Origin of the sequence: Nocardia sp. NPDC050718 (assembly GCF_040654235.1) — a bacterium.
Classification (GTDB): domain Bacteria; phylum Actinomycetota; class Actinomycetes; order Mycobacteriales; family Mycobacteriaceae; genus Nocardia.
This window is the reverse complement of sequence record NZ_JBFAHQ010000003.1, coordinates 687,274-700,754: the sequence shown is the minus strand read 5'-3', so window position 1 is coordinate 700,754 and position 13,481 is coordinate 687,274. Positions and strand designations below refer to the sequence as shown.

At 72.5% G+C, this 13,481-nt stretch carries 2 protein-coding genes; both read right to left on the bottom strand.

What is annotated here, in order from left to right; all coding sequences use genetic code 11:
- Positions 1–11: 11 nt before the first annotated feature.
- Entirely contained in the window at positions 12–7,334 is a 7,323-nt protein-coding gene (locus AB0H54_RS17670) for an amino acid adenylation domain-containing protein (protein WP_357346422.1), read from the bottom strand.
- A gap of 140 nt (positions 7,335–7,474) precedes the next feature.
- Positions 7,475–13,435 carry an amino acid adenylation domain-containing protein gene (locus AB0H54_RS17665; RefSeq protein ID WP_357346421.1) on the bottom strand — a complete coding sequence of 1,987 codons (5,961 nt, stop codon included), beginning with the start codon at positions 13,433–13,435 and terminating at the stop codon, positions 7,475–7,477.
- Positions 13,436–13,481 lie beyond the last annotated feature (46 nt).

Genomic DNA, 13,481 nt, shown 5'->3' with positions numbered 1-13,481 from the left:
CGCACCTGCACCTATCCATCCATCCCGACCGCCGCTCGCCGCTGCTGCGGCACTCCGGCGTTGCCGATCATCTCACTCAAAGCCACGATCGTCGCACCGGTGCCGTCGCCCGGCGCGGCCACCGCGACCGCCGACTCGGTGAACACATGGCTCACCTCGTCCCCACCACCGTCATCCGGCGCCAGCACCAGCGTCGCGCCGGCAATTCCGGCCGCGACGATCTCCAGCACTCCGGCCACCGAATCCGGCCTGCCCGCCGCCCTGGTCCGCGACTCGAAATTGAGCCCGGTGCGCTGGGCCACCCGCTCGGCGGCACCGGCCAGCTCGTCGTAGCTGAGCGTGCGGCCGCCGCCGATGAAGGCGACATCGTCACCGCGCAGCGCCCTGGTGCGGTGCGCGTAGCCGATCGGGCGCGGCGATTCGGCCGCCAGCTCCGCGATCAGCGCCGGATCGGCCAGGTCGTACCAGTCCAGGCCGTCGGGCGCGTCGAGGATATCGATGGTCAGGCCCAGTTTCACCTCGAGCCGGTCGGGTAGGCCCGCGTCCAGCGTCATCAGCGGCACCACCGCGGCACCGGCCTTGAGCACCGCCCAGGTGGCGATCGCCGCGTCGACGCCCCGATCGAGGCGCACCGCGACACCGGTGCCGGGACCGGCGCCGCGCGCGATCAGCGACCGCGCCAGCTGCGAGGAGCGGGCGTCGAATTCGTGGTAGGTCAGCTCGGCGTCGCCCAGGTCGAGCGCGGGCGCCTCCGGGTCCTCCTCCACCGCGGCGGCCAGTTCCTGGGCCAGTGCGGCGCCGTTGGCCGACGGGGCCGGGGCGTACGCCGCCGCGGTCAGCTCGCGTTCGCGTTCCCTGGCGTCACGCAGGTCGATGTCGCCGATCCGGACCTTCGGGTCGGCCGCCACCGCGGCGACGATCTCGACGAGTCCGCGCGCGAAGGCCGCGACGGTCTGCTCGTCGAACAGGTCGGTGGCGTAGGTGAACACCACGCCGAGCTCGTCGGGCTCCCCGGACGCGGTGAGGCGCGGCTCCACATTGACCTGGAGGTCGAACTTGGCGGGCCGGGCCGCCAGGTCCATCGCCTCGACGGTGAGCCCGGGCAGCCGCAGGACCGGCGCCTCGGTGTTGTGGAACGACAGCACCACCTGGAACAGCGGGTTGTGCGAGACGGCGCCGCTGGGCGCCACCTCGTCGACGATCCGCTCGAACGGCAGGTCGGCGTTGGCGAACGCGGCCAGGTCGACCTCGCGGGCCAGGGTGACCAGCTCGTCGAAGCCGCGCAGCGGCGAGACCTCGGTGCGCAGGGTCAGGGTGTTGACGAACATGCCGACGAGGTCGTCGAGTTCCGGTTCACCGCGCCCCGCGATCGGCGTGCCGATCGCGATGTCGGTGCTGCCGGAGATGCGCGCCAGCAGCACCGCCAGCGCCGCGTGCACGACCATGAACAGCGACGCGTTGTGCGCGCGGGCGATCTCGGCCAGCCGCGCGTGCACGTCGGCGGGCAGGATGGTGGTCACGTCGGCGCCGCGCAGCGAGGCGTGCGGCGGCCGCGGATGATCGTGCGGCAGGTCGACGGTTCCCGCCTGGCCGGCCAGCGTGTGCCGCCAGAAGTCGAGTTGCCGTGCGGCGGTGGAGGTCTCGTCGGACTCCTCGCCCAGCACCGCGCGCTGCCACAGCGCGTAGTCGGCGTACTGCACCGGCAGCGGCGCCCAGCTCGGCGAGCGGCCCTCGACCCTGGCCCGGTAGGCGATCACCAGGTCGCGGGCCAGCGGCGCGAGCGAGGCACCGTCGGCGATGATGTGCTGCACCACCACGGCGAGCACGTGCTCTTCCTCGGCCAGCGGATCGGTATCCGGGACGGTGAACAGCCCGGCCCGCAACGGAACTCGCTCGGCGACATCGAATCCGCCCGCGAGCAGCCACATCACGCGATCGCGCGGATCGGCGCACTCCTCGATCACCAGCCCGGTCGGCAGCACCGCGCTGACCGGCAGGATCTCCTGGTACGGAGCGCCGTTCGCGTCGGCGGGGAACCGGGTGCGCAAGGCCTCGTGGCGTTCCAGCACGTCGGCGACCGCGTAGCGCAGCGCCGAGGTGTCCAGCGCGCCGCGCAGCCGCAGCACCAGCGGGATGTTGTAGGCGGGCGAGTCCGGGTCGATGCGGTTGAGCAGCCACATCCGCTGCTGGGCGGGCGAGAGCGGGATGACGCCCCGATCCTGCGCCGGGATCAGCGGCGGGCGCGGCGCGGTCACCGCGCCGGGGCGCACCCGGGCGGCCAGCGCGGCCACGGTCGGCGCCTCGAACAGGTCGCGGACCACCAGATCGGCGCCGAGCGCCTGATCGATGCGGGCGATGGCCCTGGTGGCCAGCAGCGAGTTGCCGCCACGGTCGAAGAAGTCGTCGTCCAGGCCGACCTCGGGGACGCCGAGCAATGTGGCGAACACCTCGGCGACGCTCAGTTCGATCGGCGTCGTCGGTGCCCGGAACGCCGCGGCCGCGGTGAACTCGGGCGCGGGCAGCGCGGCCCGGTCGAGCTTGCCGTTGGCGGTCAGCGGCAGCGCCACCAGCACCACGACGGCGTCGGGAACCATGTAGCCGGTGAGGAATTCGGCCACGGCGGCCCGCACAGCCACCGGGTCGAGGGCGGCACCGTCGATCGGGACGACATAGCCGATCAGCCGGTCGCCCGCGTGCTCGTCGGCCCGCACGACGACCGTGGCCTGGCCGACCCCGGGCACGCCGAGCAGCGCGGCCTCGATCTCGCCCGGCTCGATCCGGAACCCGCGCAGCTGCACCTGTTGATCGCCGCGGCCGCCGTATTCCAGTGCGGGCGTGCCGCGGAAGCCGATCCAGCGGCCGAGGTCACCGGAGCGGTAGCGGCGCGCACCGGGCGGGCCGAACGGGTCGGCGACGAAGCGCGTGGCGGTGAGCCCCGGCTTGCCGAGGTATCCGCGCGAGACCTGACCACCGGCGATGTAGAGCTCACCGGCGACACCGAAGGGCACCGGCCGCAGCCGGTCGTCGAGCACCGCCACCGACAGGCCGGGCAGCGCCCGCCCGATCAGGCTGCTCGGCAGCTCGGCGGCGCCCGCGTCCATGGTCAGATGCGAGACGTGCACCGTGGTCTCGGTGATGCCGTACATGTTCACCAGTCGCGGTGCGCCGGGCCCGGTTCCGTAGCGCGCGTACCAGCGGTTGAGCTTGCGCGGGTCGAGCGCCTCGCCGCCGAACACGACGTAGCGCAGCGGCAGCGGCGCGGCACCGGCGGCCTGGGCGGCCCGGTCGGCCTCGTCGAGCTGGGCGAACGCGGTGGGGGTCTGGCTCAGCACCGTCACCTGTTCGCGGGCGAGCAGTTCCCGGAACTCGATCGGCGAGCGCGAGGTGAGATGGTCGACCACGACCACCGACGCGCCACCGGCCAGCGCGCACCACAGTTCCCAGATCGAGAAGTCGAAGGCGAAGGAGTGGAACACCGTCCACACGTCGTCGACGTCGAACTCGAAGAGCCGATGAGTGTTGGCGAACAGCTCCAGCACATTGCGGTGGCTGACGCCGACGCCCTTGGGCAGGCCGGTGGAGCCGGAGGTGTAGATGACGTAGGCGAGGTGGTCGGGCCGCAGCGGCGCGCGCCGTTCGGCCGGACGCAGCGGCGCGGTCGAATACCCCAGCTGCTCGTCGAGCAGCACGACCGGCAGATCGGCGGGCACCAGCCCGCGCTCGGCCGAGGTCGTCAGCAGCACAGCGGGTTTCGCGTCGGCGAGCACGTACTCGAGTCGCTGCGCGGGATAGCCGGAATCGATCGGCAGGTACCCCGCGCCGGCGAGCAGCACCGCCAGCAGGGCGACCGGCAGCTCCTCGGTGCGCGGAACCGCCACGGCCACCAGGGTTTCCGGGCCTGCGCCGTTGGCGATCAGCGCGCGGGCCAGCGCCGAGGCGCGGCCGAGCAGGTCGGCGAAGGTCAGCGAATACCCGCCCGCCCTGACCGCGATCGCGTCCGGGCGCTGCTGGGCCTGCATGCAGATCAGGTCGGCCAGGGTCACCTCGGGCACCGCGATGCCGGGCGAATCCCCTTCGCGCAGTACGAGTTCGCGTTCACCGGGGGCGAGCACGTCGATATCGCCCACTGGCACCGACGGATCGGCGACCACCGCGGCGAGCACCCGCGACCAGCGGTCGGCGAAATCGGCGACGGTGGCGTGGTCGAACAGATCGGTGGCGTAGACGAACGCGGCGGTCAGGCCCTGCGGCGCGCCGTCGGCGCCGATCCGCTCGGCCAGTTCCACCTGGAGATCGAACTTCGCCAGCGGCACCGCGAAGTCGGCCGCCGAGACGGCGAGGCCGGGCAGCGCAAGATCGGAGCGGGCCAGGTTCTGGAAGGTCAGCATCACCTGGAACAGCGGGTGCCGCGCGGTCGAGCGCACCGGCTCCAGCAGTTCCACCAGACGCTCGAACGGCACGTCGGCGTGGCCGAAGGCCGCCAGGTCGTCGGCCCTGACCTCGCTGAGCAGCGCGCCGAAGCTCGCCGCCGGGTCGACCTGGGTGCGCAGCACCAGGGTGTTGACGAACATGCCGATCAGCTCATCGAGCGCCTGCTCGCCGCGCCCGGCGACCGGGGTGCCGATGGCGATGTCGCGGGTGCCGGAGAGCCGGGCCAGCAGCAGCGCCAGCGCGGTGTGCACCACCATGAACAGGGTGGCGTTGTGGTCGCGAGCCAGCCCGGACAGGCCGGCGTGCACGGAGGCGGGTATCTGCACGGTCAGCGTGCCGCCCGAGCGGCTGGCGACGGCGGGACGCGGCCGGTCGGTGGGCAGTTCCAGCTGTTCGGGCAGCCCGGCCAGGGTCCGCCGCCAGAACGCGACCTGCGCGGCCAGCAGCGACGACGGGTCGGTCTCGACGCCGAGCAGCGCGCGCTGCCACAGCGTGTAGTCCACGTACTGCACCGGCAGCGGCGGCCAGTGCGGCGCGCCGCCACCGCGACGCTCGGCGTAGGCGGTCAGCAGGTCCCTGGTCAGCGGCGCGAAGGAGAAGCCGTCGGCGGCGATGTGGTGCACCACGCAGACCACGACGTGCTCGGATTCCGACAGGGCCAGCACCCGCACCCGCACCGGCGGGGCGGCGGTGACGTCGAAACCGGTCAGCGCGGCCGCGGCGATGGCGTCGCCCAGCTCGTCCTCCGCGATCTCGACGACCTCGAACTCCGGCGCCGCAGCCGGATCACCGGGGGCGAGCACCACCTGATGGCCCTCACCGTCGAGCACCAGGCCATCGGCGGCCAGGCCGTCCGACACCGGGTACACGGTGCGCAGCACTTCGTGCCGGGCGATCAGGTCGGCGACGGCCGCGCGCAGGGCGGGCAGATCGAGCCGGCCCGACAGCCGCACCGCGACCGGGATGTTGTCGACCGCCGAGGCGGGATCGAAACGGTTGAGGAACCACATCCGCTGCTGGGCGTAGGACAGCGGGATCTGCGCTGGCCGCTGCTGCCTGGTCAGCGGCAGCGCGTGCGCCGAGACCCGCTGCTGTTCGGCCTTGTTCGCCAGCGCGGCCACGGTCGGCGCCTCGAAGACGGCCTGCACCGGCACCCGCACGTCGAGGGCGGCGCCGATCCGGGCGACGGCCTGCGCGGCGAGCAACGAGTCACCGCCGAGCTCGAAGAAGTCGTCGTCGGCGCCGACGCGGCCGGAGCCGTCGCGCAGCAACAGCGCGGCGAACACATCGGCGACGACCTGTTCGGCGGGCGTCGCCGGGGCGCGGAACCCGCGCGCGGTGAACACCGGCGTCGGCAGCGCGGCCCGGTCGAGCTTGCCGACCGAGGTCAGCGGCAGCGCGTCGAGCACCATGATGACGGCCGGAATCATGTACGCGGGCAACGAGGTGGCCAGGAATTCCGCCAGCGCCCCGGTGTCGACCGTGCGCCCGACACGCGGCAGCACGTACGACACCAGCGCGGTCGCGCCCGAGGGCATGGTCTTGCCGAGAGTCACCGCGTAGTCGAGATCGGGATGCGCGGTGAGCGCGTTGTCGATCTCGCCCAGCTCGATCCGGAAGCCGCGCACCTTGACCTGGAAGTCGGTGCGGCCCAGGTATTCCAGCGTGCCGTCGTGTCCGAGCCTGCGCACCAGGTCACCGGTGCGGTAGAGCCTGCCCGGCCCGAACGGCGAGGCGACGAACCGCTCTGCGGTCAGCCCCGGCCTGCCCAGATACCCCTGGGCCAGCGCGGGACCCGACAGATACAGCTCACCGACGACACCCGCGGGCACCGGCCGCAGCCGGGCGTCGAGGACATAGAGGCCCATGCCGGGCACCGCGTTGCCGATGGTGATCGGCGCGCGCGGATGCAGCGGCGCGGTGCTGGTGGCGAGGATGGTCGCCTCGGTCGGGCCGTAGCCGTTGTAGAAGGCGCGCCCGCCGGTCGCCCAGCGGCCGACCAGCTCCGGGCCGAACCGGTCACCGGCCACGACCACCGTCCGCAGGTCGGGCAGCCCGGCCGGGTCGACCGACTCCAGCGCGCCCGGCGTGATCAGCACATGTGTGATGCGTTCGCGCCGAAGCAGATCCGACAGCTCGAAGCCGCCGAAGATCCGCGGCGGCGAGATCACCAGGGTCGCGCCGGTCGCGAAGGTCAGCAGCAGCTCGAGCACCGACACGTCGAAGTTCGGCGAGCAAACGTGCAGCACCCGCGAATCCGGTTCGACGCCGAAGTGTTCGCGTTCGGCGGCGACCAGCGCGCCGAGCCCGGCGTGGGTCACGACGACGCCCTTGGGCTTGCCGGTGGAACCGGAGGTGTAGATGACATAGGCCGGGTGGCGATCGTCGATCTGCCGGACCCGGTCGGCGTAGCTCACCGCGTGCGCCGGGCGCGCGCCGATCCGCTCGGCGACCACCGGATCGTCGAGTTCGATCCAGTACAGGCCGGTCCCGAGCGCGGCCCGGTGGGTGGCGGTGGTCAGGCCGAGCGTCGCGCCGGAATCGGCGACGATGTGCGCGATCCGGTCGCTCGGATAGGCCGGATCGACCGGCACGTAGGCGGCGCCCGTCTTGGCGATGGCCCAGACCGCGAGGACCGACTCGATGGAGCGCGCGATCGCGATCGCGACCACGTCGCCGGCGCCGATGCCCCGGTCGATGAGTTCACGTGCCAGTCGCGAGGATTCCGCGTCCAGCTCGGAGTAGGTGAGCTGCCGCTCACCACCCGGCATTCCGGTCGGGTTGTAGCGAACAGCTATCGACCCGGCCGCGGATTCGACCGCGGCCGTGAGCAGTTGACCGAACAGCGGTGCGCCGGTCGTTCGTCGGCGACCGGCACGGCCAGTGCGGCGGGGGGTTTCCACAGACCAATACACCTCTCGCGTCCGGCAGCCGAGTCGGACACAGCATAGTCACACCTATATCGCTGTCGCCGACCGTCGCCGAGGTGTGCGCCACGACACACCAACTCTCTGCAACAGAATCGTAATCTGCGCGGAGCCTGTTACGTGGAGCTATCGATGGACCGCCCGGAAATGGCGATGACCTGCGCCGTTACCGGGCCGACTGTGGTGACTGCCACCGGGCCGAGCATCTGCTGATGACTCGCGTCGACCGGATGATCGGTGATGACCCCACTGAAATAGGGGCGCCAGCGCGACGCGCCACCCGGCGCTTTCCCGGCCGTTCGCAGGGCGGTGAAGAAGGTGAGATCACCCACGAATCGATCCGGCATCAGTTGGGTAACCAGTTCGACAGTCCGCAGCGCACCCCGGTACATCCCGACGAAGCGCGGCAGCGAGATCGGCGTCGACCCGGCCAGCGCGCCGTGCAGCGCGGCCAGGGCGTCGTCGCCGAGACCGACCAGTCGGTCTGCGTCGGGCAACTGCTGGTCGGGGATGCCGAGTTCCTGGAACGCCGCCCGCAATTCGGCGCCGAAATCGGCCAGGTCGGCGCCGGGCACGCTGTCCAGCAGGGTCAGCGAGGCCACCGTCTCCCCCGCCGCCTGCAACCGGGTGGCGACCGCCTGCGCGAGCACGCCGCCCAGCGACCAGCCGAGCAGGTGGTACGGCCCGTGCGGCTGGGTCGCGCGGATCTCGGCGAGGTAGTGGTCGATCAGCGCGTCCACCGTGGCGGGCCGGAAGTCCGGGTCGCTCAGGGCCGGCGACTGGATGCCGATGATCGGGCGGTCCTCGGGCAGGTGCGGGGCCAGACCCGCGTAGGCCCAGGCCAAGCCGGAGACCGGGTGCAGGCAGAACAGCGGCTCCCGGTCGCCGCCCCGGCGCAGCGGCAGCGTGGTGGCCAGCGCCGCGTCGAGGTCACCGCCGAGCCCGGCCGGACCGGCGGTGAGCCGGTCCGCGAGCCCGGCGACGGTCGGGTCGGCGAAGAAGGCGGCCACGGTCAGCTCGGTGCCGGTGCGCTCGCGCAGCCGGTGCACCACCCGGGTGGCCAGCAGCGAGTTGCCGCCGAGGGAGAAGAAATCGTCGTCGAGACCGGGCCGGGCGACACCGAGCACCTCGGTGAACACCTCCGCCACCGCGATCGCGCTGTCCCCCACCGGTTCCCGGTAGCGGCGCGGTTCGAGCACCGGCGCGGGCAGCGCGGCGCGGTCGAGCTTGCCGTTCGCGTTCAGTGGCAGGCGATCGAGGACGACGAAGGCGGCGGGCACCATGTACGACGGAAGCACCTGCGCCACCGCGGCTTTGGCCGCGCTCGCGGTGAGCTCGGTGTCCGGCGCGGGCACCACATAGGCGACGAGCCGGTCGCCGAGCTGCGCGTCGGACTGCGCGAGCACGGCCGCCTGCGCGACCTGCGGCGCAGCCAGCAATGCCGCCTCGATCTCACCGAGTTCGATGCGGAAGCCCCGGATCTTCACCTGGAAGTCTGTGCGGCCCCGGTATTCCAGCTCGCCGTCGGCCGTCCAGGCCACCAGGTCGCCGGTGCGGTACATCCGGGCGCCGTGGGGGGACCGCGTCTCACCACCCAAGTTCTCGGCGGCCCGACCGGACATGGCGAACGGGTCGGCGACGAAGCGGTCGGCGGTCAGGTCGGGGCGGCCGAAGTAGCCGCGCGCCAGCTGCGCGCCCGCGAGGTAGAGCTCACCCGAGACGCCCACCGGCACCGGACGCAGACGCGCGTCCAGGACGTAGACCCGGCTGTTCCATTCCGGCGCGCCGATCGGCACCGTCGCCCGGTCGGCCGTGGTCACCCGGTGATCGGTGATCGAGACGGCGGCCTCGGTCGGGCCGTACAGGTTGTGCAGCGCGGCGGAATTCGTGGCGACGAAGCGTTGCGCGGTCGCGGCGGGCAGGGCTTCGCCGATGGCGAGCACCCGGCGCAGCGCGGGCGGCAATGCCCCACCGGACTCGGTGAGCAGCGCGTCGAGCATCGACGGGACGACGTGCAGCGTGGTCACCGACCGACCGGCGAGCACGCTCAGCAGGTACGCGGGGTCGCGGTGCCCGTCGGGCGCGGCGATCACCAGCGTGCCGCCGCACACCGCGGCCGACCAGAACTCCCACACCGACAGGTCGAAGGTGGCGGCCGTCTTCAGCAGCACCGAATCCTCGCGGCCGAGCCCGAACGCGGCGGCCTTCCACCGCAGCTGGTTCACGATCGCGCCGTGCGAGACGGCGACACCCTTCGGCTTACCCGTCGACCCGGACGTGAAGATCACGTACGCCGTGTTCTCCGGGCGGAGCACGCCACGGCGCTCGTTCGCCGCGATCGGCTGATCCGAGAGCGCGGACAGATCCAGCGCGTCGACGACGACCACCGGCACCGCGCCGAGTCCGGCACCAGCGGTAGAAAGTTCACCACCCTGCGCGCCGTCGGCGGCAGACGACCCACCGGCCGACGTGTCCGCAGCGGCAGGCACGTTTGCAGCGGTGGCGGTGAATCCCGCCGCTGCCGTGGTCAATACGCAGACCGGGGCGGCCGTGTCGAGCACGTGCCCGATCCGGTCGGCCGGTTGCGACGGGTCGACCGGCACGTAAGCGGCACCGGTCGCTGTCACCGCGTACATCGCGACGACGAGGTCCACAGATCGTGGAATCGCCAGCGCGACACGGTCTTCCACGCCGACGCCCTCCGCGATCAGGTGTCGTGCCAGCCGATGAACGCGCGCGGCGAAGTCGCGATAGGTCAGGGGCGCGCCATCGGGATCGATCAGCGCGACACCGTCGGGGTGCCCGGCGGCGGTCTCGGCGAACAGCGAGGCCAGGGTGGCGGGCGGACACGGATGCCCGGTCGCGTTCCAGCCGTGCAGGATTCGCTCCCGCTCGCTGTCGGAGAGCAGCTCCAGCTCGTCGGCGGGCCGGTGCGGCGCGGCGGCCACGGCCGCGAGCACGCGCGCGAAGCGGTCCGCGTAGCCGGCCGCCGTCGCCTCGTCGAAAAGGTCGGTGGCGTAGGTGAAGACACCGCTGATGCCCTGGGCGACCCCGTCGGCGTCGTAGGTGTCGGCGACGACGGCGTGCAGATCGAACTGCGACACCGCCAGATCCACATCGACGCCCTCGACCGCCAGTTCACCGAGCTCGAGCCCGGTGCGGGTCAGGTTCTGGAAGGACAGACCCACCTGGAACAGCGGGTGCCGCGCGGTCGAGCGGGCCGGGTTGATCGCCTCGACGAGCCGCTCGAACGGCAGGTCGGCATTGGCGAACACCTGCAGGTCGGTGTCGCGCTGCCGGGCGAGCAGCTCGGTGAACGGCTCCCCCGGCCGCAGCGTGGTGCGGAAGACCAGGGTGTTGACGAACATGCCGATCAGGTCGTCGAGCGCGGCCTCGCCCCGGCCCGCGATGGGCGTGCCGATGGCGAGGTCGTCGGTGCCCGCCAGCCGGGCCAGCGTCACCGCGAGCGCGGTGTGCACCACCATGAACAGGGTCGCGCCCCGCTCGTGCGCCAGCGCGAGCAGCGCGCGGTGGGTCGCGGCGTCGATCTCGATCGGCACCCGGCCACCGGCGAAGGTCTGCACGGCCGGGCGCGGGCGGTCGGCGGGCAGGTCGAGCTGATCGGGCAGCCCGGCCAGCGCCTCGCGCCAGTAGGCCAGCTGGGCCGAGGCCAGCGATCGCGGATCGTCCTCGCTGCCGAGCAGGGCGCGCTGCCAGAGCGCGTAGTCCGCGTACTGCACGGCCAGCGGCGCCCACTCCGGTGCCGCGCCCGCCGAGCGCGCCGCGTAGGCGAGCATGAGATCCCTGGTCAGCGGGGTCAGCGAGGAGCCGTCACCGGCGATGTGGTGCACCACCACGGCGAGCACCGACTCGTCCGGGCCGAGCTCGAACAGCGCGACCCGCAGCGGCACCTGACCGCGCACATCGAAGCCGGACGAGCCGAGCGCATGCATGGCCGCGCCCAGGTCGGCGGGCTGGACCCGGCGCACCTCGAGCTGCGGCGTCGCGGCCGACTCGGACAGCACCCGCTGGATCGGGCCATCCTCGGTCTCGGGGTAGACGGTGCGCAGCGTCTCGTGCCGGGCGACCAGATCGCCGACCGCGGCCCGCAGCGCGTCCACGTCGATCGCGCCGCCGAGCCGCACCGCCATCGGGATGTTGTAGGCGACCGACTCCGGGTCGAACTGGTTGAGGAACCACATCCGCTGCTGCGCCAGCGACAGCGGAATCCGTTCCGGCCGTTCGGTCGCCACCAGCGCGGGACGCGCGCCCGCACCCGCGGACTCGGCGAGCCGCTGGGCCAGCGCCTCCACCGTCGGGGCCTCGAACAGCAGCCGGACCGGGAAGTCGGTATCGAGCGCGGCGCCGAGCCGGGCGGCGACCTGGGTGGCCAACAGCGAGTTGCCGCCGAGGGCGAAGAAGTCGTCGTCGAGGCCGAGCTGGGTGTCTTCGCCGAGGTCGAGCACCTGGGCGAAGGTCCCGGCGACGATCTGTTCCACCGGCGTCGCGGGCGCCCGGAACGCTGCGTGCTCGAGCACCGGCGCGGGCAGCGCCCGGCGGTCCAGCTTGCCGACCGGAGTCAGCGGGATGGTGTCGAGCTCCATCAGCACGGTCGGCACCATGTGCGCGGGCAGGCTGCGCTCGGCGAACGCCGTGAGCGCGGCGGTGTCGATCGTCGCGCCGGGCGCCGCGTGCACGTAGGACACCAGAATCGTGGCGCCGCTGTCGAGTTCGTGCCCGACGGTGGCGGCGAAGTCGAGGCTCTCGTGCGCGGAGAGCACCGCGTCGATCTCACCGAGCTCGATCCGGAAGCCCCGGATCTTGACCTGGAAGTCGTTGCGGCCCACGTATTCCAGCGCGCCGTCGGCGGTCCAGCGGACCAGGTCGCCGGTGCGGTAGAGCCGGGAACCCGCCGGATCGAAGGGATTCGGGACGAAGCGCGAGGCGGTGAGACCGGGCCGCGCGTGGTAGCCGCGGGTCAGCTGGGCACCGGTGATGTAGAGCTCGCCGGTGACACCGGGCGGGACCGGGCCGAGCCGGTCGTCGAGCACGTACTCCGCGACGCCGCGCAGCGGACCACCGATGGTCAGCGGGTCACCGGGCTTGAGCGGCACACTGATATTGACCACGATCGTGGTCTCGGTGGGCCCGTACACATTGTGGAACTGCCGCAGGGTGCCGTCGGCGAGCGGAATCGCCCAGCGCCGCAGCAGATCCGGCGGTACCGCCTCGCCACCGACCGCGACCACCCGGAAGTCGTCGAGGCCGTCGGGGTCGATCGAGGCCAGCGCGGCGGGGGTGATGAACGCGTGGCTCACCCGTTCCCGGCGCAGCAGCGCGGCCAGGTCGTCGCCGCCGTAGACACTCGGGTCGACGATCACCATCGTCGCGCCCGCGCCCACCGCGAGCAGCAGCTCCAGCAGCGAGGCGTCGAACGACGGCGAGGCGAAATGCAGGGTGCGCGAACCGATCTCGATGCCGTAGTGCAGCCGCTGTTCCTCGCAGAACCCGGCCAGCCCGGCCTGGCTCACCGCGACGCCCTTGGGTAGACCGGTGGAACCGGAGGTGTAGATGAGGTAGGCCAGGTCCTCGGCGCGGATCTGGCGCAGCCGGTCGGCATTGGTGACCGGGTCGCCGGAGACCTCGTCGAGCAGCGGGGCGAGGCCCGCGTCGTCGATGGCCAGCCAGTCCACCTGGGTGGGCAACCGGTCGGCGACCGCCGTCACGGTCAGCCCGAAGACCGCGCCGGAGTCGGACACCATGTGCGACACCCGATCCGGCGGATAGTTCGGGTCCACCGGCACGAACCCGGCACCCGTCTTGGCGACCGCCCAGACCGCCAGCACCGACTCGATCGAGCGCGGGATGCCGATGGCCACCAGGTCACCGGCCCCGATGCCGCGCTCGATCAGCAGCCGCGCGATCCGGCTGGAGCGCTCGTCGATCTCGGCGTAGCTCAGGCTGCCCAGCGTGCTCGCGGCGTCGGCGAGCACCACCGCGACACCGTCGGGATTGGTCTCCACAGCGGTGGCCAGCAGCTGCGGCAACGCGGTCACCCTGGCGCGGCGAGTCCGCACCGGACGTGTTCGTACCGGTCGTGTCATCGCGATTCCACCTCACCCA